Raw genomic sequence first — 24,301 nt, forward strand, 5'->3', positions numbered from 1 at the left:
CCATAACAGACAACCAACACTTTACTCTATTTAATTGGTAAGAACACCTCAGTTTTACTGTAAAAGACCCTCATTATTATATAAACATAAAACTATAAATAAAGAAAGGGAGACAAGTGCTTTTACACAACATTTGTCTCCCTTCGCTTTCTCTATCCAAATGTATTCACAATTTACTTCAATCAATAATAACTAATAGACAATCTAATTATCATTGAAATAAATTATGTATGACTGATTATTATTAAATACTCAATTTATATGAAATCCCAGTTCGGGACGTTCCTTTAAATATGTTATTAAATCTCGGCCTACTGAAAGTCTAACCGGACGGGAAATCAAATCAACCGACATATGAGTTATATCAGCATCATCTGTCACCTTGAAGTATAGTTCCGTATTTCCCGGATGTTCTTTCGTCAGAGTAGCTAGTTCAGTGACCAAGGCCGAGTTCAAGACAGACAGGGGAATGACGATCGTGATCTTCTGCACCAGTTCTTCTTTCACGTCGGGAAGAAGTTCCATAGAGGTGATTTTCACTTCCAGTTCATCCTGCCGCCATTGCTTGGCCTGACAGCGTGCCTTGATATACAAGAACGTCCCTTCATTGAGATATCCCTGATAAGTCACCCAGTCGTTTCCCCAGAATGGAATTTCGGTAGAACCGGAATAGTCCTCAATCTTGGCGATACCATACGGATTTCCATTCTTGCTGACTCCACGACGAACACTGGTCACAATTCCTCCCATCGTTATTTCACGACCCACAAGGGCAGCTTTATCTTCCAAATCTGCCATACGTGTATTGCAAACATGTTCCAATACGATAGAAAATTCATCCAACGGGTGAGCGGAAAGATAGATACCAACCAAATCACGTTCACGGTTCAGACGGTCAAGATCACTCCAGCGTTCTACCCCTTGAGGTATTTCAGGAGTTGCAACATCAATAACGTTTTCACCACCGAACAGAGAATTGACGGCAGCCGCTTTATCTGCCTGATAACGGTTACCATAACGCATTAATGTTTCCAGGAAAACTTCTCCCTTAGAGTTTACAGCAAAATATTGTTCCCGTTTCAGTTCCGGGAAACTATCAAATCCTCCGGCTAATGCCAGACATTCCATATTCTTCTTGTTGCAGGCATTGAGATTGACACGTTGCACAAAATCAAAGATTCCGAGGAAAGGACCATTTTTACGCCGTTCCTCCATTATGCTTTGTACAGCAGCTTCACCTACACCTTTGACGGCCCCAAGTCCGAAACGAATATCACCGTCATGGTTTACGGTAAACTTCAGGTTACTCTCATTTACATCTGGTCCCAGTGTCTGAATACCCATTGCCTTACATTCGTCCATAAGTTTCGTGATATCGGTAATGTTCGACAAACTTCGGCTCATGACAGCTGCCATATATTCAGGAGGGTAATTGGCTTTCAGATAGGCTGTTTGGTAAGCCACCCACGAATAACAAGTAGCATGTGATTTATTGAAAGCATAAGACGCGAATTTTTCCCAGTCTGTCCAAATCTTCTCAAGCACTTTCGGGTCATGTCCATTCTTTCGTCCGCCTTCAACAAATTTAGGTTTCATGTGATCCAGCTTGTCACGCAGCTTCTTACCCATCGCTTTACGAAGGGCATCGGACTCACCACGGGTAAAGTCGGCCAATAAGCGTGACAAAAGCATCACCTGTTCCTGATAGACCGTAATACCATACGTATCCTTCAAGTATTTCTCCATTATCGGAATATCATACTCAATCGGTTTGCGTCCATGTTTACGATCAATAAAATCAGGTATATAATCCATAGGTCCCGGACGATAGAGGGCATTCATGGCAATCAAATCTTCGAATGTAGAAGGCTGCAATTCACGCAGGTACTTCTGCATACCGGCAGATTCAAACTGGAATGTACCAATCGTACGTCCGTCACTATATAATTTATAAGTAGCCGGATCAGAGATATCTATTGCGTCGACATCTACCTCAATATTACGACTTAAACGGATATTTTCAACGGCCTCTTTAATGATAGACAAAGTTTTCAGACCGAGGAAGTCCATCTTAATCAACCCGGTATCTTCAATGACCGAACCTTCATACTGCGTGACAAGCATCTTTTCACCCGTTTCCTTATCATCAGCAGTACTGACAGGTACCCAGTCGGTGATATCGTCACGACAGATAATCGTACCGCAGGCATGTACACCCGTACCACGCACGTTGCCTTCGAGCATTTTGGCATACTTGATCGTATCCCGCAACAGAGGATCGGATGACGCTTCCGCTGCTTGCAATTCAGGAACATAAGCAATGGCATTCGGCAAATTAAGTTTCTTGTCAGGAATCTTGTCAGGAACCAGTTTACACAAACGATCGGATTCTGACAAAGGTAACTTTTGTACACGCGCGACATCCTTAATAGCCATCTTTGTCGCCATAGTACCATACGTAATAATATGAGCAACTTTTTCCTGACCATATTTATTTGTCACCCAACGAAGTACCTCACCACGACCGTCATCATCAAAGTCCACATCAATATCGGGCAAGGAAATACGGTCTGGATTCAAGAAACGTTCAAACAGCAAATCATATTGGATAGGGTCTATCTTCGTAATACCCAAACAATAAGCCACTGCTGAACCTGCTGCCGAACCACGTCCCGGACCTACCGACACACCCAGTTCCTTACGTGCCGCATTGATAAAGTCCTGTACAATCAAGAAGTATCCGGGGAAACCCATCGTTTTCATGATGTACAATTCGAAGTTCATTCGTTCTTTGACTTCTTCCGTTAGAGGTTCACCATAAATTCTTTTAGCTCCGTCAAAAGCCAGTTTTGCCAAATAATCTCCTTCAAGTTTTATACGATAAAGTTTATCATAACCACCCAAGCGTTTAATTTTTGCTTTCGCATCCTCTTCACTTAATACCACATTACCATGTTCATCTTGAGTAAACTCGTCGAACAAGTCTTTTTCTGTAAACTTCGCCCGATACCCCTCCTCCGTTCCGAAATCTTCGGGAATGGCGAAAGTCGGCATGATAGGCGCATGGTCGATGGAGTAGTATTCTACCTTATCAAGAATCTCCAGAGTATTGCTCAATGCTTCGGGCACGTCGGCAAAGAGTTCGTTCATCTCTTCGCGTGTCTTCATCCATTCCTGTTTGGTATAAAGCATACGAGTAGGATCATCCAAATCCTTACCGGTACTCAAACAGATCAAACGGTCGTGCGCTTCCGCATTCTCTTCATCTACAAAGTGAACGTCATTCGTACAAATCAATTTGACATTGAATTTCTTAGCATACTCTATCAAATGTTTGTTCACATTCACCTGCAACGGGTAGCATTCGTGATTGGCACGGGGAACAGTCGCTTTATGGCGTTGTAACTCCAGATAGTAGTCATCGCCAAACAAGTTCTTATACCATTGTATTGCTTCCTCCGCTTCGGCAAATTGCCCGGCAGTAATCCGTTTCGGCACCTCACCACCGAGACAGGCTGAACAAATAATAAGTCCTTCGTGATATTTTTCCAGTTCGCTACGGTCAGTACGCGGACGCATATAATAACCGCGCGTCCACGCATGCGATACTAATTTAATAAGGTTGTGATAACCTGTTTCATTCTTAGCCAATACGATCAGGTGATAACCACTCTGGTCGGGCTTGCCTTCTTTCAAGTCCATGGTACGGCGGGCCACATACATTTCACAACCGATGATCGGTTTGAATAATTTGTTTTCCGCTTCCACGATCTTAGCTTTGCAAGCAGCAATCTCCGCCTCTTTATCCTCGCACTCTACCGTGCCGGCCTCAATTCCTGCAATTCGCTTCTTCAGGTCCTTGACTTCACCTTTCGGACCGCTGTTCTTCTTATTGACGTAGTTCGTAAATTCCTTGATACCGAACATATTTCCATGATCGGTCACGGCTATACCCTTCATCCCATTCTTCATGGCTTTATCAACCAGACGAGCTACGCTAGCCTGACCATCCAACAAAGAATATTGAGTATGGACATGTAAATGAACGAAATCCTGCATAATGATAAGTAGTTAATTTGAAGGCATAAAATTACTACCTCCTGGGTTATAAACAAAAATAATCCTCAAAAAGTTATCAACATTCGCATTTCTATGCTCATTTACTTGCTGAATTTTTAAATTAAGTATATTTTTGCAGACAATATCATTAAACAGCATTCATGGGCCGACTAAAGAAATTGAAGAAAATACGTATTCACCGCGAAGGAACACATATATTATGGGCTAGCTTCTTGCTATTGCTATTGATTAATGCGGCTCTTTATTGGGGGATCGATTGCAAAATACCATTTTATGTGGTAGCAGTAGCGAGTATAGCAGTCTATCTGCTGATGGTGAATTTCTTTCGATGTCCGATCCGTCTCTTCGGACAGGACACTGAAAAGATTGTCGTAGCACCCGCCGATGGAAAAATCGTCGTTATCGAGGAAGTCGATGAAAACGAATATTTCCATGACCGCCGGTTAATGATATCCATCTTCATGAGCATTGTGAATGTACATGCCAACTGGTATCCGGTGGACGGTACCATTAAAAAGGTAGCACATCATAATGGAAACTTTATGAAAGCATGGCTGCCGAAAGCCAGCACAGAAAACGAACGTTCTACGGTAGTAATCGAAACTCCGGAAGGAGTGGAAGTACTCACCCGGCAAATTGCCGGAGCAGTGGCACGCCGTATTGTCACCTACGCTGAAGTAGGAGAAGAATGTTATATTGACGAACACATGGGATTTATCAAATTCGGTTCCCGTGTGGATGTGTATTTACCCATTGGCACAGAAGTATGTGTCAGCATGGGACAATTAACGACCGGTAACCAAACGGTTATCGCCAAACTTAAATAATTCTGTCACAATGACAAACGTTATTAAAAACAGTATTCCGAATACCGTAACCTGCCTGAACCTTTTCTCCGGTTGTATTGCCTGCGTCATGGCTTTTGAAGCCAAATATGAGCTGGCACTACTTTTCATTGCTTTAAGTTCCATTTTCGACTTCTTCGACGGATTGTTGGCTCGTATGCTCAATGCACATTCCATTATCGGAAAAGACTTGGACTCATTGGCAGATGATGTCAGTTTTGGAGTTGCTCCTTCACTGATCGTATTCTCTCTGTTCAAAGAAATGTATTATCCGGCAAGTATGGAGTTCATCGCTCCTTACCTACCCTATTTAGCATTCTTGATTTCTGTTTTTTCAGCATTGCGCCTGGCTAAATTCAATAATGACACGCGACAGACCAGTTCTTTTGTGGGACTTCCGGTTCCCGCCAACGCTCTGTTCTGGGGTTCTTTAGTGGCGGGTGCACATGACTTCCTGATATCAGACAACTGCCATCCTGTCTACCTTCTTATACTTGTCTGTCTGTTTTCCGGACTGCTGGTATCAGAAATACCGATGTTTTCGCTGAAATTCAAAAATCTGTCATGGAATGACAACAAAATCAGTTTTATATTCCTGATTATCTGCATTCCTCTCCTTATATTTCTTGGAATCAGTAGCTTTGCCGCCATCATTGTATGGTATATTTTACTTTCACTTTTTACAAGAAAAAGTAAATAAACAATCTCTTGGCACGTTTGTTGTACTATGAGTTTTATCGAAGTAACAACATAAAAATCATAGCCCGATGCATATACTTTTATTCATACTCATTTTTATTATTGCCATTTTCGTATTTGGCCTTTCTATTGTCGGCTTCATACTTAGAACGATTTTCGGATTAGGACGTGGTTCTTCTTCATCACGCCCGAAACAAACGGAATCGGGACGTACAAGCCAACAAGACTATGGTCAAAGAGATCGCCGTTCAAATGATGATGAAGAGGAAATATATTCCGAGAATGTTCCGGAGAAAAGACATAAAAAAATATTTACCCAGGACGATGGTGAATATGTAGATTTTGAGGAAATCAAATAAAACAGGATACTGCTTTTATTTTCGTTTCGCAGCAAAGAACTCTTTCATTAGTGTAGCACATTCGTCAGCCATTACCCCTTTTACAACCACCGTTTTAGGATGTAGAGCCGAACCGGCATATTTCTGATAGCCGCGTTTTTCATCTTCGGCGCCAAATACAAGCTTACCAGTCTGTGCCCAAGCAATAGCTCCGGCACACATTACGCAAGGTTCAACTGTGACATACAGGGTACATTCGTTCAAGTACTTGCCACCAAGCACATTGGCAGCAGCTGTAATAGCCTGCATCTCGGCATGAGCCGTTACATCATTCAATGTTTCTGTGAGATTATGGGCACGTGCGATAATCCGCTCCTTACAAACCACGACAGCTCCAACGGGAACTTCCCCCCGCTCGGCAGCCTTTCCTGCCTCTATCAAAGCTTGTTTCATGAAGTAAATATCGTCCAGCATTCCACCCTTTTATTTTGAATCTATAATTTTTTAATTATCCCCTTATCGTCTCATATCATGTTCACCAAAAAGGGTCGGATAATCTTCTTCCATATTTTTATGGATAAACATGAGAATCGTCTCACGAAGCCAACGTGACTTGTTCGTTATCTTATATTTCTCCAGATAACGATCTACAATCAGCTGTTCTTCGTCGCTCAACAAAATGCTCATTCGGCGTTCCCTTTTGGTACACTCGACATGCATTTTCAGGCACTTCTTACTCCTTTTTCTCATATCTTCTGCAAAATTACTTTTACTTCTGTAAATACAAAGAATAAAAGCAGTAAATTTGCAAAAAAAGATGGCTAAACATAATGATTTAGGAAAAGCCGGAGAAAATGCCGCCGTAGCTTATCTTGAACAGAAGGGGTATCTCATCCGTGACCGGAACTGGAGAAAAGGACATTTCGAACTGGACATTGTAGCAGCAAAGGATAATGAACTGATTGTAGTAGAAGTGAAAACCCGCAGTAATACCCTGTTTGCAGAGCCGGAAGACGCCGTTGATTTACCTAAAATAAGACGTACGGTACGCGCAGCGGATACCTATATCAGATTGTTTCAGATTGACTTTCCTGTACGCTTTGATATCATTACGATAGTAGGCGATGAGATAAATTTCAAGGTTGAACACATAGAGGAAGCATTTTATCCTCCTTTATATTAAAGTTCACTATAGAAGATGCAGAATACATAGAGTTATTATATAATCGAATCATTATGAATGTAGAAACTGTCAGAGAATACTGCCTCAACAAGAAAGGAGTTACCGAGTCTTTCCCTTTCGATGATGTATCACTTGTTGTCAAGGTGATGAACAAAATGTTTGCTCTCATCGATTTGGAAGAAGCCAATCACATTGCATTGAAATGTGATCCGGAAAAAGCGATCGAACTGCGCGAACATTATTCAGGAATTGAAGGAGCTTATCATTTTAATAAAAAATACTGGAACAGTGTTCGTTTTGAGAGTGACGTAGACGATAAACTGATGAAAGAACTTATCGATCACTCTTATGATGAGGTAATCAAGAAATTTACTAAAAAGTTACGCGCAGAATATGATGCCCTCCCCTGATATATTCCCGGTTCCATTGATTCATATCAGCGAGACTAATTCTACCAACAACTATCTGCAGTCTCTCTGTTCTAAACAGAAAATGGAAGAACTCACTGTCGTAGTCGCCGACTTTCAGACTTCCGGTCGTGGACAACGCGGCAACTCTTGGGAATCAGATTCCGGTAAGAATCTTCTTTTCAGCACCGTCATCTTCCCTGAATTCCTGGAAGCACGACGCCAGTTTCTCATTTCACAGATTATTTCTTTGGCTATTAAGGAAGAACTGGATACCTATACCACCGATATCTCTATCAAATGGCCGAACGATATTTATTGGAAAGAAAAGAAAATATGTGGAATGTTGATAGAAAACGATCTGATGGGACGGAATATCAGTCAAAGTATAGCAGGGATTGGAATCAATATTAATCAGGAAACGTTTCACAGTTCTGCCCCTAATCCTGTTTCACTGCGACAAATTACAGGAAAAGAGTTCGATCTATTTGAAATACTGAAGAACATCGTATTGCGTATCCAATCTTATTATAGTTTACTTAAAAAAGGCAATACGGAATCAATAGTCTGCCAATATGAAATGTCTCTTTTCAGAAAGGAAGGAATGCATCGTTTTAAAGATGCCAACGGTGAATTTCTTGCACGAATCATTTGTGTAGAACCCGAAGGAAGATTAATACTGGAAGATGAAATACTAAACAAAAGAGGCTATATGTTTAAGGAGGTAGAATATTTACTGAAATAAGCTATCTTATTCCAGATCAAAACATTATCTTTGGAACGTACGTTTTTATATAAAACTCTTTCATTTATGAAAACAAAACTTATTTTCCTCCTTTCATTGTTATGGATATTAATAGGATGCGATGATTCAGATTCTGCAACATTGAATATATCAGAATCGAAGTTTGATAACATCAGCGCAAGCGGTGAATCATTAACGATAGATATTACATGCAGTTCTTCATGGACTGTAACAAGTAATAAACAATGGTGTATTCCTAATACACAAAAAGGAGAGAACGATGGAAAGTTAATCTTATCTATTAATGCAAATCTGGAATCCAATTCCAGAACAGCAACTGTCACTATTATAAGTCATAAGGTTAACAAAACTGTTCAAATCATCCAAAATGGCTCTATCAATACAGCTGAAGAATATCATTATAAAATCCCTGTAATCTTTCATGTATTGTATAAAGAAGATGGAAATTCTCTACAGAAAGTAAATTCAAGCCGTTTATCCCATATACTAGACAAAGTGAACAGTCTGTATAAAAGCAAGAACAACAGTGTAGATATGAATCTCACTTTTACATTGGCAACAACAGATAAAAATGGAGAAACATTACCCAATCCTGGTGTAGAATATATCCAATGGCCAGAATCATACCCTATCGACTGTGAAGCTTTTATGGAGGATAATTCGGGAGAATATGTAAAATACTTATGGGATCCAAACTCATATATTAATATTATGGTTTATAATTTTGCAACCGAACCTAATTCAAATTCAATAACATTAGGTATCTCCCATATTCCTTTTTCTACTAAAGGCAAGCATTATTTAGAAGGGCTTGGTGAAACAGACTACTCTCATCTAACATTAGCAAATTTACAATTCCCACTATGTGTCTCTATTAATAGCCTATATATTAATGAAGAATCTACTTCAACAAAATATAACACAGCAGACGTTACTGTCACGCTAGCTCATGAATTAGGACATTACCTGGGACTGCATCATGTCTTTGCCGAAACAAATAATGGTACGTGTGAAGATACAGATTATTGCAAAGATACTAAAAGCTATAATAAACAAGAGTATGATAGTAATTGTGATTACATATATGAAAATGAGAGAGCAAAATACACATTTGAAAATTTGGTAAAACGAACAGGATGTGATGGTATAGAGTTTATCTCTTATAATATCATGGATTATGCTATTAGCTACTCAAATCAATTCACTCAAAATCAACGTGAACGTATCAGACATGTCTTATCCTATAGTCCGTTAATACCCGGACCAAAGAAAGGAGACATTAATACTCGTGCATTTAATGAAGGACCTTTGGATTTGCCAATACGAACTATAAAATAACAAATTGAATATAATAGAAAAAGAGGTGAACCGCTTAGCGATTCACCTCTTTTTCTATTCTCAATATCTTATCCAATGTCTTTTGAGCTTCTGTCGATGGAAAACGTAGAACAACTTTCTGTAAAGAGTTACGCGCTTTCTCATACCGGGTAGTAAACAACTTCGATAATCCATCCCGATAGCGGGCATATTGCATTTTAGTGGGAGAAGGAAGTTTCTTGTAATCCGTTTCTAACTTTTTCTTCTCCTGCTCTGCCATCAAATAATAATAGTTTCCTAAAAAGATATTAGCAGCCAGATTATCCGCATCGAGTTGCAATATTTTTTCGTACATACGCAAAGCATCTTTTTCTTGTCCGCGGCACACTTGCATTTCCGCACATGTTTCCAAACAATCTACATTATTTGGGTCCTTTTGCAGCAACTCTTTGTAGAACAAATAAGCTTTGTCGTAATTCCGTTTCTTTTTATAGGCGAGAGCTAATTCTGTAGCCAGTTTGGAGCTAATTTCACTATTCTTGTCTACATTCGTCCAATAATACATTTCCGTACGGTCTATATTCAGAGGAATAGTCTGCCGGAAATAGCTCACAGCCTGTCCATTCTGCCCAGCCTCAATGGCGGCAGATACTTTCTGCAACATCTCATCAACCGACTGTGCATTCAGCGCCAGCGGCAGTGAGAATAAAGAGATAAGAAAAATAGTTAAGGTCCTCATAATCCATCTGATTGCTATTTAGTTCGTGATTCACAAAGATACAACAAAAAAATAAAAAATGTACCTTTGTGGACGAAAAGAACAATCAATTTGATAAAAGTGTTTCTATAAAATGATAGATAAAAAACAATCCTCCGAAAACAAACGAATATTACGGATAGCCATACCATCGATTATATCAAATATTACCGTCCCGCTACTGGGACTTATTGATGTTACCATCGTAGGACACCTCGGTTCTCCGGCCTACATTGGAGCCATCGCTGTAGGGGGAATGTTGTTCAATATTATCTATTGGATTTTCGGATTCCTGCGCATGGGAACGAGTGGCATGACCTCACAAGCGTATGGCCAGCATGATCTAAATGAAATCACCCGGTTACTGTTACGTTCCGTTGGCGTAGGATTGTTTATAGCTCTTTGCCTGTTGATACTCCAATACCCTATCCTGAAATTGGCATTCACCCTGATACAAACCACACCGGAAGTCGAGCAGCTGGCAACCACTTATTTCTATATCTGTATCTGGGGAGCTCCCGCCACATTAGGACTTTATGGATTCGCCGGTTGGTTTATCGGAATGCAGAATTCACGCTTTCCCATGTATATCGCTATTACCCAAAATATTGTTAATATTATAGCCAGCCTATCCTTTGTCTACTTGCTGGATATGAAAGTGGCAGGAGTGGCAACAGGAACTTTAATAGCCCAATATGCAGGTTTCTTCATGGCCATATTGCTATATATGCGCTATTATAGTGCACTAAGAAAGCGGATCGTATGGAAAGAAATTATACAGAAACAAGCCATGTACCGTTTCTTCCAAGTCAACCGGGATATCTTCTTCCGTACCCTTTGCCTGGTTGTGGTCACCATGTTTTTCACCTCTGCAGGAGCCGCCCAAGGAGAAATTGTATTAGCCGTAAACACCTTGCTCATGCAACTATTCACTCTGTTTTCTTACATCATGGACGGATTTGCTTATGCCGGTGAAGCACTGGCCGGCCGTTACATAGGTGCCAAGAATCAAACAGCCTTACGCAACACAGTACACCACCTTTTCTATTGGGGATTGGGTCTTTCATTGATATTCACCATCCTTTATGCAATCGGTGGAAAAGAATTTCTGGGCCTACTAACCAATGACACTTCGGTAATCAACGCTTCAGACACTTATTTTTACTGGGCACTTATCATTCCGCTAGCTGGTTTTTCTGCTTTCCTGTGGGATGGAGTATTTATTGGTGCCACCGCTACCCGTCAGATGCTTTACTCCATGTTAGTCGCCTCCGCCAGCTTCTTCGGAGTATATTACGCTTTCCATCCTCTCCTGGGAAATCACGCCCTGTGGCTGGCTTTTCTCATTTATCTTTCCCTGCGAGGAGTTGTACAAACCTTTTTGGGAAGGCAAATAATGAAAAAAGTAATCGCATCCCAGTGAGGCTATCCGATAAATTATCTCTATATTTGCGGCAAACAATAAAAAGCAAAAGGTATGGCAAAGTATAAAAGAATCTTACTAAAGCTCAGTGGAGAGAGCTTGATGGGCGAAAAGCAATACGGCATTGACGAAAAAAGACTGGCAGAATATGCTCAACAAATCAAAGAAATCCACGAACAAGGGGTACAGATTGGTATCGTCATCGGAGGAGGTAATATATTCCGCGGATTAAGCGGAGCCAATAAAGGTTTTGACCGTGTGAAAGGTGACCAAATGGGAATGTTGGCTACCGTTATCAATAGCCTTGCTCTAAGTTCTGCCCTTGTAGCTATCGGTGTAAAAGCACGTGTATTGACAGCAGTACGAATGGAACCTATCGGTGAATTCTACAGTAAATGGAAAGCCATCGAATGTATGGAAAACGGTGAAGTGGTCATCATGTCTGCAGGAACAGGAAATCCTTTCTTTACTACAGATACCGGTTCTTCACTTAGAGGGATAGAAATCGAAGCAGACGTTATGCTGAAAGGTACTCGCGTAGATGGCATTTACACAGCTGATCCTGAAAAAGATCCTACCGCAACCAAATTCGATGATATTACGTATGATGAAGTGTTGAAACGTGGTCTGAAAGTTATGGATTTAACTGCGACCTGTATGTGCAAAGAAAATAACCTGCCTATCGTCGTTTTTGATATGGACACAGTAGGTAACTTAAAGAAAGTAATCAGCGGAGAAGAGATAGGTACGTTAGTACATAACTAATTTACCACTATTAACATTCATTTCTCTATCGAACAATGCTCCGATAAGAATCGATTATTCATTTAGAAATAAGAGGTGCGAATTTTGCAATAATAGTCTTAATCAAAGCTATACTGCAAAATTCGCACTTTATTTTTTCAAATATTATGTAGAAATGAACGGCTACTTATCAAGCATATTATACAGAGTTATTGATTGAACAGGGATTAACATTATCCCGTTTGGGATCTGATTGACTATTGCCTGTTAATTATCCCGCAGACTGCATATAACTAATCTCCCGATCGAATAAAATTAATCGTCTGACAGTTGATTCTTTTTCGTCTGACAATAGTCAGACGAAAGTTCAACAGTAGTCAGACGCAAGTTTAACTATAGTCAGACGATTAATTTTATGCATAAACAAGATTAGTATCCTCTTTACTAAGAAATAGTTTTTAGCATACGAAAGATTAAATTATACTATCAACCGCCTAAACGCTTGTTTATCATTGGTGAACTGCGTACTTTTGCACGCCAATAAAAAATAGAACAATGACCAACAAAACCAAAGGTTTTATCTATGGAGCGATTGCCGCTGCCAGCTACGGTATGAATCCTCTTTTTGCACTTCCGCTCTATGCAGCCGGAATGAGTGTCGATACCGTTTTATTCTACCGGTACTTCTTTGCGACAATCGTATTGGGTATTCTGATGAAAATGCAGCACCAGTCTTTTGCGCTTCACAAGGCAGACGTCTTGCCCTTAGTCATTATGGGATTGCTATTCTCTTTTTCATCACTACTTTTGTTTATGAGCTATAATTATATGGATGCCGGTATTGCTTCTACCATTCTCTTTGTCTATCCGGTGATGGTAGCAGTCATTATGGGGATATTCTTCAAAGAAAAGATTTCCGCAATTACCGTTTTTTCCATCCTGCTGGCACTTTCTGGTATCGCCTTGCTCTATCAGGGAGACGGAAACAAACCGCTGTCGACTTTGGGAATTATCTTTGTTCTGCTGTCCTCACTCTCTTATGCTATATATATAGTAGGTGTGAACCGTTCGACGCTGAAAAACCTGCCGACCACCAAGCTCACATTCTACGCCATTTTGTTCGGACTATCGGTTTATATCGTCCGTTTAAATTTTTGTACGGAACTGCAAATAATACCGTCAGCCTGGCTCTGGGCCGACGTGCTGACACTAGCCATTCTGCCAACTGCCGTATCTCTGATCTGTACCGCACTAGCCATCCATTATATAGGCTCTACTCCAACAGCCATACTGGGTGCTCTGGAACCGGTGACAGCTCTATTTTTCGGTGTTCTCCTGTTTCACGAAAAACTGACTCCCCGGCTAATGGTAGGTATTTTAATGATTATCACCGCTGTTACCTTGATTATCATCGGTAAGTCACTCATAAAAAAGATGGGAATGCTGTTGCAGATGAACAAAAAATAATATACTTTTGCTACTTAATCAATCAAAATGCAATTTTAAATCTCAAAAAATATGGTAGATGTAAAGACTTGCCTTGACAATGCACAAGAAAAAATGGATATGGCCATCATGTATCTGGAAGAAGCACTGGCACATATCCGCGCTGGAAAAGCGAGTGCCCGCTTATTAGATGGTATCCGCGTAGATTCTTACGGAAGTATGGTGCCTATCAGCAATGTAGCAGCAATTACCACTCCGGACGCCCGCAGTATCGTAATCAAACCGTGGGATAAAAGCATGTTCCGTGTCATCGAAAAAGCAATCATCGACTCTGACCTCGGTATCATGCCCGAAAACAATGGTGAAATGATCCGTATCGGTATTCCTCCTTTGACGGAAGAACGTCGTAAACAACTGGCAAAACAGTGTAAAGGAGAAGGTGAAACAGCTAAAGTTAGTGTACGTAACGCTCGTCGTGACGGTATCGACGCACTGAAGAAAGCTGTAAAAGACGGATTGGCAGAAGACGAACAGAAGAATGCGGAAGCCAAACTGCAAAAAATCCATGATAAGTATATCAAGCAAATCGATGATATGCTGGCTGAAAAGGATAAAGAAATTATGACTGTTTAATTAGTTGAGAATTGATAGTTGAGAGTTGATAGTTACTATGCAGTTACTGGATAATGCAACCAATTCTCAACTATCAACTATTAACTATCAACTAAATAAATGAAGGGATTAGTAATCAAAAACACGGGTAGTTGGTATCAGGTGAAAACCGATGACGGACAATCTATCGAATGTAAAATCAAAGGTAATTTCCGACTGAAAGGGATTCGCAGCACTAATCCTGTAGCAGTAGGCGATCGTGTTCAGATTATACTTAATCAGGAAGGCACTGCTTTTATCAGCGAAATAGAAGATAGAAAGAACTACATCGTTCGCCGTTCTTCCAATCTTTCCAAACAATCCCACATCCTTGCCGCCAATCTCGATCAGTGTATGCTGGTGGTAACGATCAATTATCCCGAAACTTCCACTATTTTTATTGATCGATTCCTCGCATCCGCAGAGGCCTATCGTGTTCCCGTCAAACTGGTATTTAACAAGGTAGATGCTTACGACGAGGACGAACTCCGCTATCTGGACGCACTCATCAACTTATATACACAGATCGGCTATCCCTGCTTCAAAGTTTCCGCAAAGAACGGTAATGGAGTGGCGGAAATCAAGAAAGCTCTGGAAAGCAAAATTACCTTATTCTCCGGACATTCGGGAGTCGGCAAATCAACTCTTATCAATTCCATACTGCCGGGCATAGAAACCAGAACCGGCGAGATTTCTTCTTACCATAACAAAGGAATGCATACCACCACTTTCTCCGAGATGTTTCCCGTAGAAGGAAACGGTTATATTATCGACACTCCGGGCATCAAAGGCTTCGGCACATTCGATATGGAGGAAGAAGAGATCGGACACTATTTTCCTGAAATATTCAAAATTTCTGCCGACTGCAAATATGGTAACTGCACCCACCGTCATGAACCGGGATGTGCCGTACGCAAAGCAGTGGAAGAACATCTCATCAGCGAATCCCGCTATACCTCTTATCTAAATATGTTGGAAGATAAAGAGGAAGGGAAATACCGGGCCGCCTACTGATTAACTCTTTTTTACTTTTCTCTTCTTTAAACCTTTCCCTTTGGGAGAAGTCTAATCTTTGATGACATATAATATAATTGCTATATACAATACTAAACCATGAATAAGAAGACTAAGTGGGGCATCATTATTCTTGTTGGTGCCGGAATCATCGGTGGAGGAATCTACTCACAATTACCGAAAAAAAACGACGAACTAGCAGCCGCCGACAAAGTAATGAGCGGCAATCAGAAAAGAGGAAAACAAGTACTAAATGTAAATGCCAAGGTCATAAAACCGCAATCCCTGACAGATGAGTTTACCACTACCGGTGTGCTTCTGCCCGACGAAGAAGTGGATTTATCTTTCGAGACTTCGGGAAAAATTGTAGAAATCAACTTCGAAGAAGGAACGGCTGTAAAGAAAGGCCAATTACTAGCCAAGGTAAACGACCGGCAGTTGCAGGCGCAATTGCAAAGATTGATTTCACAATTGAAACTGGCAGAAGACCGTGTATTCCGTCAGGACGCTTTGTTGAAACGGGATGCTGTCAGTAAAGAAGCCTACGAACAGGTTAAGACGGATTTAGCTACCCTGAACGCTGACATAGAAATTATAAAAACCAATATCGAACTGACTGAACTTCGCGCTCCGTTTGACGGAATTATCGGACTTCGACAAGTCAGTGTCGGTACGTATGCCTCTCCGACTACAGTGGTTGCCAAACTGACTAAAATCGCTCCATTGAAAGTGGAATTCTCCGTACCGGAACGTTATGCCAAGCAAATCAAGAAGGGAACTAACCTCAACTTCAGTGTGGAAGGAACGTTGGATGCTTTCGGCGCACAAGTATACGCTGTAGAATCGGCTATCGACCCGAATCTGCATCAATTTACCGCTCGTGCATTATACCCGAATGTTCATCATACCTTACTTCCCGGCCGTTACGCAAGCGTATTATTGAAAAAAGAAGAAATTCCTAATGCGATAGCCATCCCTACAGAAGCAATCGTACCGGAAATGGGTAAGGATAAAGTCTATCTGTATAAATCAGGAAAAGCCGAACCGGTGGATATTATTACCGGCATCCGCACGGCATCTGAAGTACAGGCAATAAGAGGGCTGCACATAGGAGATACAATCATTACTTCAGGAACACTACAGCTCCGCACCGGACTTGCAGTCACACTTGACAATATTGATTAATAATACCAGCGCCCTATGAATATATCCGAATTAAGTATACGTCGCCCGGTATTAGCCACAGTATTAACGATCATTATCCTCCTTTTCGGATTCATCGGATACAACTATCTGGGTGTCCGCGAATATCCGTCAGTGGATAATCCGATCATTTCTGTCAGTTGCTCTTATCCGGGAGCTAATGCCGATGTTATCGAGAATCAGATAACCGAACCGTTGGAACAGAATATCAACGGTATTCCCGGTATCCGTTCTTTGTCCAGTGTGAGCCAACAGGGACAAAGTCGTATTACAGTAGAATTTGAGTTGTCCGTCGATTTGGAAACAGCAGCCAACGACGTACGTGACAAGGTTTCACGTGCCCAACGTTATCTGCCTCGCGACTGTGACCCTCCGACTGTTTCAAAAGCCGATGCCGATGCCCAACCGATCCTGATGGTTGCTCTTCAGAGTGATAAACGCTCCCTGTTGGAATTAAGTGAAATAGCGGACTTGACTGTAAAAGAACAGTTACAGACCATTTCCGATGTAAGTAGTGTATCTATCTGGGGAGAAAAGCGTTACTCCATGCGTCTCTGGCTCGACCCGGTTAAAATGGCCGGCTACGGTATCACTCCTATCGACGTTAAAAACGCCGTAGACAATGAGAATGTGGAACTTCCTTCCGGTAGTATCGAAGGAAATACCACCGAGCTGACTATCCGAACACTGGGATTGATGCATACCGCAGATGAATTCAATGATTTGATTATCAAAGAAGAGAATAACCGTATTGTCCGTTTCAGCGATATCGGACGTGCCGAACTGGGGCCTGCCGACATCAAGAGTTATATGAAAATGAACGGTGTTCCGATGGTGGGCGTCGTTGTTATCCCACAGCCGGGAGCCAACCATATTGAGATTGCGGATGCGGTATACCAACGTATGGAACAGATGAAAAAGGACTTGCCGGAAGACGTACACTATAACTACGGTTTTGATAATACCAAGTTTATCCGTGCGTCTATCAATGAGGTAAAGTCAACGGTGTATGAGGCTTTTGTACTCGTAATTATCATTATCTTCCTCTTCCTGCGTGACTGGCGCGTTACATTGGTACCTTGTATCGTAATTCCTGTCTCCCTTATCGGTGCATTCTTCGTCATGTATCTGGCCGGATTCTCCATCAATGTGCTTTCCATGCTCGCCATCGTACTATCGGTGGGACTGGTGGTAGATGATGCCATCGTTATGACGGAAAATATATACATCCGTATTGAGAAAGGAATGGCCCCGAAAGAAGCGGGCATAGAAGGAGCCAAAGAAATTTTCTTTGCCGTTATTTCAACCACTATTACACTGGTGGCGGTATTCTTCCCGATCGTCTTTATGGATGGAATGACGGGACGACTGTTCCGTGAGTTCAGTATCGTAATTTCCGGTTCGGTTATTATTTCCTCATTTGCCGCATTGACTTTCACGCCGATGTTGGCAACGAAATTGCTCATAAAACGGGAAAAGCAGAGTTGGTTCTATGCCAAGACAGAACCATTCTTTGAAGGAATGAACCGGCTATACAGCCGGTCACTTGCCGCTTTCCTCGGCAAACGCTGGATCGCTCTTCCATTTACTTTCATCACCATTTGCCTGATTGGTATTCTGTGGAATGCAGTTCCTGCGGAAATGGCTCCACTTGAAGACCGTTCGCAAATCAGTATCAATACACGAGGAGCAGAAGGTGTCACTTATGAATATATCCGGGATTATACGGAAGATATCAACCAGCTGGTAGACTCCATTCTTCCTGATGCGGAATCAGTGACTGCCCGTGTATCCAGTGGTAGCGGAAATGTGCGTATCACACTGAAAGATATGAAGGACCGTGATTACACACAGATGGATGTTGCGGAGAAAATATCGAAAGCAGTACAGAAAAAAACAATGGCACGTTCATTCGTACAACAACAGTCTTCTTTCGGTGGACGTCGTGGAAGTATGCCTGTTCAATATGTACTTCAAGCTACCAATTTGGAAAAGTTGGAAGAAGTGCTGCCTAAGTTTATGGCTAAAGTATATGAGAATCCTGTCTTCCAGATGGCTGACGTTGACTTGAAGTTCAGTAAGCCGGAAGCACGTATCCAGATCAACCGCGACAAGTCCAGTATTATGGGAGTAAGTACCAAAAATATTGCTCAAACGCTGCAATATGGATTGAGCGGTCAGCGTATGGGATATTTCTATATGAACGGTAAGCAATATGAGATTCTTGGTGAAATTAACCGCCAGCAACGAAACAAGCCGGCTGACTTGAAAGCGATTTACGTTCGCAGCAATAGTGGGGATATGATTCAGTTGGATAACTTGATTGAGTTGGAAAGCGGTATTGCCCCTCCCAAATTATATCGCTATAACCGTTTTGTGTCAGCTACGATTTCTGCAGGATTGGCAGATGGAAAAACAATCGGGCAAGGTTTGGACGAGATGGATAAGATTGCCAAGGAAACACTGGACGATACTTTCCGCACCGCCCTGTCGGGGGACTCGAAAGAATATCGTGAAAGTTCTTCCAGTCTGATGTTCGCCTTTATCCTGGCCATTCTTCTGATTTACCTGATTCTGGCAGCCCAGTTTGAAAGTTTCAAAGATCCGCTGATTATCATGTTGACAGTACCACTGGCTATTGCCGGAGCTTTGGTCTTCATGTATTTCGGAGATATTACGATGAATATTTTCAGTCAGATCGGTATTATCATGCTGATCGGTCTGGTGGCAAAGAACGGTATCCTGATTGTAGAATTTGCCAATCAGAAACAGGAAGCCGGAGAGGATAAAATGAGCGCCATCAAAGATGCTGCACTACAACGCCTCCGTCCGATTCTGATGACAAGTGCCTCTACGGTTTTGGGACTTATTCCGCTGGCATTTGCCACCGGAGAAGGTTGTAACCAGCGTATCGCCATGGGTACGGCAGTGGTAGGTGGTATGGTCGTATCCACTCTGCTTACGATGTACATTGTACCGGCTATTTACAGTTACATTTCGACTAACCGAATCAAAAAATTACAAGAATGAAACAGAAAGGAATTTGCATGAAACGCATCATTTATATAACCATTGCATGTGCCTTCTTATCAGTCTCTTTTGCAAAGGCACAAGTCCTCACTCTAAAGGAGTGTCTGGAAGAAGGATTGCAAAATAATTACTCTTTACGTATCATCCACAACGAAGAGCAGATCAGCAAAAACAACGCAACGCTGGGAAATGCGGGTTACCTGCCTACACTGGACTTCTCTGCCGGATATACCGGAAACTTGGACAATATTGAAACCAAGGCGCGTGCTACCGGAGAAATAACAAAGAATAACGGAGTCTACGATCAGACGGTTAATGTCGGTCTTAACCTCAACTGGACTATTTTCGACGGATTCAATATCAGCACCACCTACAAACAGTTGAAAGAACTGGAACGTCAGGGAGAAACCAACACCCGTATCGCTATTGAGGATTTTATTGCTGCCCTGACTTCCGAATACTATAATTTTATCCAGCAGAAGATTCGTCTGAAAAACTTTCATTATGCAATGTCGCTTTCCAAAGAGCGCTTACGCATAGCCGAGGCTAGTCACCTGGTTGGTAAGTTTTCAGGACTGGATTATCAGCAGGCAAAAGTGGATTTCAATGCAGACAGTGCCCAATACATCAAACAACAGGAATTGCTCCATTCTTCACGCATCCAGTTGAATGAACTAATGGCCAACAACAACGTCAATCAAAACATTATTATCAAAGACTCTACCATTGACGTACACAGCGACTTGCAATTTGATGACTTGTGGAATTCTACGTTAGCAACCAATGCTTCTTTGCTTAAGGCCGACCAAAACACGGTACTTGCCCAATTGGACTACAAGAAAATAAACTCACGCAACTATCCATATCTCAAATTAAATACCGGATATGGATATACGTTCAACAAGTATGACATCAACGCAAACAGTAGAAGAGGTGAACTGGGTTTCAATGCCGGAATAACTGTCGGTTTTAATATATTCGACGGTAATCGCCGCCGCGAAAAGAGAAATGCGAGTCTGGCTTTCAAAAATCGTCGTCTGGAACGACAGGACATGGAGCTAGCACTCCGCTCTGATCTTAGTAACCTATGGCAAGCCTATCGCAACAATCTCCAATTGTTGAATCTGGAACGTCAGAACCTGATAACCGCCAAGGACAACCACGATATTGCCATGGACCGTTATATACAGGGAGACCTCTCCGGTTTTGAAGTGCGCGAAGCACAAAAAAGTTTGTTAGATGCAGAGGAACGCATCCTCTCTGCCGAATACAATACGAAACTTTGCGAAATATCCCTGTTGCAAATCAGCGGAAAGATTACGAAGTATCTGGAATAAGGAAGTAGTTTCCATTTATTTTTTTATTGGGTTAATCTTCTTATCGGGAAGGTTAACCCAATTTTTACTGCATAAAAAACAGTTATTACATATCGTTGTTTTTCTTTCTTTCTACATTTGCATACCATAAAAACATTAAATAATAAAAGCCATGAGAAAACTAAGTCTTTTCTTACTATTACTTTTTATCCTGACAAATGCCTCAGCCCAAAAAGCAACAGATTACAGAAAACAGCAAAACTACAAAGAATGGGTACACATCGCTCCCAAATTTGACGATGATTTTTTTAAGACAGAAGAAGCCCAACGCATTGGTGATAACGTGTTACTGTATCAACAAACTACCGGAGGCTGGCCCAAGAATATCTATATGCCGGCAGAACTGACGGAACAAGAATATAAGGCAGCACTAAAAGCCAAAGAAGATACCAACCAAAGCACCATTGACAACAATGCCACCACGACAGAAATAGAATATCTGGCACGACTTTACCTGGCTACACAGAAAGAGAAATATAAAGAAGGAGTGCTGAACGGTATTCAATATCTGCTCAAATCGCAGTATGAAAACGGAGGATGGCCTCAATTTTATCCACGTCCCAAAGGTTATTATGTACAAATCACCTACAATGACAATGCAATGGTGAGAGTCATGAATCAACTTCGGAGCATATACGAAAAGAAAGCTCCATATACTTTTCTTCCTGACAATATCTGCGAACAAGCACGCAATGCATTTAACAAAGGTATAGAGTGTATACTCAAAACGCAGGTGCGCCAAAATGGAGAATTAACGGTATGGTGCGCACAACACGACCGTGTCACTTTGGAACCCTGCAAAGCACGTGCTTATGAACTTCCGTCACTAAGCGGACAAGAGTCGGACAATATTGTATTGCTGTTGATGTCACTTCCTAATCCATCCGCAGAAGTTGTAAAATCCATAGAAGGAGCAATCAAATGGTTCCAAAAGTCTAAAATAAAAGGAATACAGAAGGAATATTTCACTAACAGCGAAGGTAAAAAAGACTATCGTATGGTTCCCTGTGAAGACTGTCCAACTCTCTGGGCACGTTTTTATGAACTGGAAACGAACCGACCTTTTTTCTGCGACCGTGACGGCATTAAAAAATATGATATATCGGAAATCGGGCATGAGCGCCGGAATGGTTATAGTTGGTATAACAAAGATGGTAGTAAGGTATTGAAGAGATATGAAAAATGGAAAAAAGAACAGAATAAGTAATCACAAATGATGAAAGGCTGATATCTACACTACAAAAATAAATATCCGGAAAGTCTTTAAGTCCTCAAAAGATGAAATCCCCTCACTACATTGCAGAGTGAGGGGATTTTATAAATTCAGGGCATTTACAGCCTCTTTTTAAAGTTTTATCCCAAGAGGTTAAAACCGGTTATTTTGTGCAATTCCACGGTTTCAACTGTTTGAAGAAGTCATTACCCTTATCATCCACCAAGATAAATGCAGGGAAGTTTTCTACTTCAATTTTCCAGATAGCTTCCATACCCAATTCCGGATATTCCACACATTCGATGCTCTTGATGTTATTCTGTGCAAGGATAGCTGCCGGACCTCCGATAGAGCCAAGATAGAAACCACCATATTTCTTACAAGCATCTGTCACCTGCTGGCTACGGTTGCCTTTAGCCAACATCACCATGCTACCGCCATGACTTTGGAACAGTTCTACATAAGAGTCCATACGTCCTGCCGTAGTAGGACCCATAGAGCCACAAGCCATGCCTTCCGGGGTTTTTGCCGGACCTGCATAATAAATAGGATGATCCTTAATATATTGTGGCAAGTCTTCACCGCGATCCAAACGTTCTTTCAGTTTAGCATGAGCGATGTCACGCCCTACGATGATTGTTCCGTTCAGTGACAGACGGGTAGCAACCGGATATTTAGTCAGTTCTTTCAGGATTTCAGACATCGGACGATTCAAGTCGATCTTCACAACATCACCTTCACCAGCCTGACGCAGTTCTACAGGAATAAGTTCGCCCGGATTTGAATCCAGCTTCTCAATCCAGATACCGTCCTTATTGATTTTACATTTGATGTTACGGTCGGCAGAGCAAGACACTCCCAAACCTACCGGACAAGAAGCACCGTGACGAGGCAAACGGATGATGCGTACGTCATGAGCAAGATATTTACCTCCGAATTGCGCGCCCAATCCAATTTTGTGAGCTTCTGCCAAGACTTCTTTTTCCAGTTCGATGTCACGGAATGCGCGACCATATTCGTTTCCAGTAGTCGGCAAGTTATCATAGAAATGAGTAGAAGCCAGCTTCACTGTCAATAAGTTCTTTTCAGCAGAAGTTCCACCGATCACGAAAGCGATATGATAAGGAGGGCAAGCGGCTGTTCCCAATGTTTTCATTTTTTCAACCAGGAATGGAACCAGTGTACCGGGATTCAGGATCGCTTTTGTTTCCTGATACAAATATGTCTTGTTGGCAGAACCACCACCTTTTGTTACGCAAAGGAATTCGTATTCCATACCTTCGGTAGCTTCGATGTCAATCTGTGCAGGGAGGTTACATTTTGTATTTACCTCATCATACATATTCAGAGGCGCATTCTGTGAATAACGCAGGTTTTCTTCAGTGTATGTTTTATATACGCCCAGTGAAAGCGCTTCTTCATCAGAATATCCAGTCCATACCTGCTGTCCTTTTTCACCATGGATAATAGCAGTACCAGTGTCCTGACAGAAAGGAAGTACACCTTTTGAAGCAACTTCCGCGTTACGCAGGAAAGTCAATGCCACATACTTATCGTTTTCACTTGCTTCCGGATCACTCAGAATCTTAGCAACTTGTTCGTTGTGCGAACGACGAAGCATGAATGATACATCACGAAAAGCTGCATTAGCCATCGCAGTCAAACCTTCTTTCTCAATTTTCAGGATAGGATTTCCTTCAAACTCGCTTACTGATACATAGTCTTTTGTAAGCAGATAATACTCAGTTGTATCTTTTCCCTTTTCAAACATGGGCTGATACTTAAACGGAGGTGTTGCCATAAGTTTCT

General features: G+C 41.6%; 21 protein-coding genes. 16 read left to right on the forward strand and 5 right to left on the reverse strand.

Features of this window, described 5'->3' with window-relative positions:
* Positions 1-252 precede the first annotated feature (252 nt).
* Complete coding sequence (gene dnaE / locus ACT8YW_RS03800) at positions 253-4,059, reverse strand: DNA polymerase III subunit alpha (RefSeq protein ID WP_444104058.1); 3,807 nt, start codon at positions 4,057-4,059, stop codon at positions 253-255.
* Positions 4,060-4,220: 161 nt separating this feature from the next.
* Here dnaE and ACT8YW_RS03805 point away from each other — a divergent pair, with 161 nt between their 5' ends.
* The 3 genes from ACT8YW_RS03805 to ACT8YW_RS03815 all read left to right on the forward strand — a co-directional run bounded on the left by ACT8YW_RS03805 (position 4,221) and on the right by ACT8YW_RS03815 (position 5,983).
* Positions 4,221-4,907, forward strand: a complete 687-nt coding sequence (locus tag ACT8YW_RS03805) for a phosphatidylserine decarboxylase family protein (protein WP_004299219.1) — start codon at positions 4,221-4,223, stop codon at positions 4,905-4,907.
* A 10-nt stretch (positions 4,908-4,917) separates the two neighbouring features.
* Complete coding sequence (gene pssA, locus ACT8YW_RS03810; RefSeq protein WP_004306563.1) at positions 4,918-5,625, forward strand: CDP-diacylglycerol--serine O-phosphatidyltransferase; 708 nt, start codon at positions 4,918-4,920, stop codon at positions 5,623-5,625.
* A gap of 67 nt (positions 5,626-5,692) precedes the next feature.
* Complete coding sequence (locus tag ACT8YW_RS03815; protein WP_444104059.1) at positions 5,693-5,983, forward strand: DUF4834 family protein; 291 nt, start codon at positions 5,693-5,695, stop codon at positions 5,981-5,983.
* A 15-nt stretch (positions 5,984-5,998) separates the two neighbouring features.
* Here ACT8YW_RS03815 and ACT8YW_RS03820 read toward each other — a convergent pair whose 3' ends face one another.
* Together ACT8YW_RS03820 and ACT8YW_RS03825 are read right to left on the reverse strand one after the other, a co-directional pair.
* The gene (locus ACT8YW_RS03820) at positions 5,999-6,436 is read right to left on the reverse strand and encodes a nucleoside deaminase (RefSeq protein WP_004299216.1); all 438 of its coding nucleotides are present in this window, start codon (positions 6,434-6,436) and stop codon (positions 5,999-6,001) included.
* Between the two features lie 42 nt (positions 6,437-6,478).
* Positions 6,479-6,712: a hypothetical protein gene (locus ACT8YW_RS03825; RefSeq protein WP_004299215.1), complete on the reverse strand. Its 234-nt coding sequence runs from the start codon at positions 6,710-6,712 to the stop codon at positions 6,479-6,481.
* 67 nt (positions 6,713-6,779) lie between these two features.
* On the opposite strand from ACT8YW_RS03825, the gene ACT8YW_RS03830 reads away from it, so the two are divergent.
* The 4 genes from ACT8YW_RS03830 (at position 6,780) to ACT8YW_RS03845 (ending at position 9,656) form a co-directional block, all read left to right on the forward strand.
* Positions 6,780-7,145: a YraN family protein gene (locus ACT8YW_RS03830; RefSeq protein WP_117934355.1), complete on the forward strand. Its 366-nt coding sequence runs from the start codon at positions 6,780-6,782 to the stop codon at positions 7,143-7,145.
* A gap of 53 nt (positions 7,146-7,198) precedes the next feature.
* The gene (locus ACT8YW_RS03835; RefSeq protein WP_004307924.1) at positions 7,199-7,555 is read left to right on the forward strand and encodes an MmcQ/YjbR family DNA-binding protein; all 357 of its coding nucleotides are present in this window, start codon (positions 7,199-7,201) and stop codon (positions 7,553-7,555) included.
* Positions 7,539-8,297, forward strand: a complete 759-nt coding sequence (locus ACT8YW_RS03840; RefSeq protein WP_444104060.1) for a biotin--[acetyl-CoA-carboxylase] ligase — start codon at positions 7,539-7,541, stop codon at positions 8,295-8,297. The genes ACT8YW_RS03835 and ACT8YW_RS03840 overlap by 17 nt, the downstream gene beginning before the upstream one ends.
* Positions 8,298-8,363: 66 nt before the next feature.
* A complete protein-coding gene (locus ACT8YW_RS03845) occupies positions 8,364-9,656 on the forward strand; it encodes a zinc-dependent metalloproteinase lipoprotein (protein WP_444104061.1) in 1,293 nt (430 codons plus the stop codon).
* 34 nt (positions 9,657-9,690) lie between these two features.
* On the opposite strand, the gene ACT8YW_RS03850 is transcribed toward ACT8YW_RS03845, so the two are convergent.
* Entirely contained in the window at positions 9,691-10,374 is a 684-nt protein-coding gene (locus tag ACT8YW_RS03850) for a tetratricopeptide repeat protein (RefSeq protein ID WP_004306554.1), read from the reverse strand.
* Positions 10,375-10,486: 112 nt separating this feature from the next.
* Between ACT8YW_RS03850 and ACT8YW_RS03855 the strand changes: the two genes are divergently transcribed.
* The 9 genes from ACT8YW_RS03855 to pelA all read left to right on the forward strand — a co-directional run bounded on the left by ACT8YW_RS03855 (position 10,487) and on the right by pelA (position 22,486).
* Positions 10,487-11,815 (forward strand): MATE family efflux transporter, encoded by a 1,329-nt coding sequence (locus ACT8YW_RS03855; protein WP_444104062.1) that lies wholly within the window; start codon positions 10,487-10,489, stop codon positions 11,813-11,815.
* Positions 11,816-11,869: 54 nt separating this feature from the next.
* The gene (pyrH, locus tag ACT8YW_RS03860) at positions 11,870-12,580 is read left to right on the forward strand and encodes a UMP kinase (protein ID WP_444104063.1); all 711 of its coding nucleotides are present in this window, start codon (positions 11,870-11,872) and stop codon (positions 12,578-12,580) included.
* 534 nt (positions 12,581-13,114) lie between these two features.
* Positions 13,115-14,026 (forward strand): EamA family transporter, encoded by a 912-nt coding sequence (locus tag ACT8YW_RS03865; RefSeq protein ID WP_217723915.1) that lies wholly within the window; start codon positions 13,115-13,117, stop codon positions 14,024-14,026.
* Between the two features lie 51 nt (positions 14,027-14,077).
* The gene (gene frr, locus ACT8YW_RS03870; RefSeq protein WP_004299198.1) at positions 14,078-14,638 is read left to right on the forward strand and encodes a ribosome recycling factor; all 561 of its coding nucleotides are present in this window, start codon (positions 14,078-14,080) and stop codon (positions 14,636-14,638) included.
* Between the two features lie 99 nt (positions 14,639-14,737).
* A complete protein-coding gene (gene rsgA / locus ACT8YW_RS03875; protein ID WP_444104064.1) occupies positions 14,738-15,670 on the forward strand; it encodes a ribosome small subunit-dependent GTPase A in 933 nt (310 codons plus the stop codon).
* Between the two features lie 99 nt (positions 15,671-15,769).
* Positions 15,770-16,855 (forward strand): efflux RND transporter periplasmic adaptor subunit, encoded by a 1,086-nt coding sequence (locus ACT8YW_RS03880; protein WP_008998953.1) that lies wholly within the window; start codon positions 15,770-15,772, stop codon positions 16,853-16,855.
* 15 nt (positions 16,856-16,870) lie between these two features.
* Complete coding sequence (locus ACT8YW_RS03885; protein ID WP_074559183.1) at positions 16,871-19,903, forward strand: efflux RND transporter permease subunit; 3,033 nt, start codon at positions 16,871-16,873, stop codon at positions 19,901-19,903.
* Entirely contained in the window at positions 19,900-21,240 is a 1,341-nt protein-coding gene (locus tag ACT8YW_RS03890) for a TolC family protein (RefSeq protein ID WP_081352715.1), read from the forward strand. Before ACT8YW_RS03885 ends, ACT8YW_RS03890 begins: the two co-directional genes overlap by 4 nt.
* Positions 21,241-21,391: 151 nt before the next feature.
* Positions 21,392-22,486, forward strand: coding sequence for a pectate lyase (pelA, locus tag ACT8YW_RS03895; protein WP_074637996.1), 1,095 nt, complete (start codon positions 21,392-21,394; stop codon positions 22,484-22,486).
* A gap of 169 nt (positions 22,487-22,655) precedes the next feature.
* Here the strand turns inward: pelA and ACT8YW_RS03900 are convergent, their stop codons facing one another.
* On the reverse strand, positions 22,656-24,293 hold the full coding sequence (locus ACT8YW_RS03900) for a fumarate hydratase (protein ID WP_008998956.1): 1,638 nt from the start codon (positions 24,291-24,293) through the stop codon (positions 22,656-22,658).
* Between the last annotated feature and the right edge of the window lie 8 nt (positions 24,294-24,301).

The sequence above is a fragment of the Bacteroides sp. genome (assembly GCF_052357945.1).
Classification (GTDB): Bacteria; Bacteroidota; Bacteroidia; order Bacteroidales; family Bacteroidaceae; genus Bacteroides.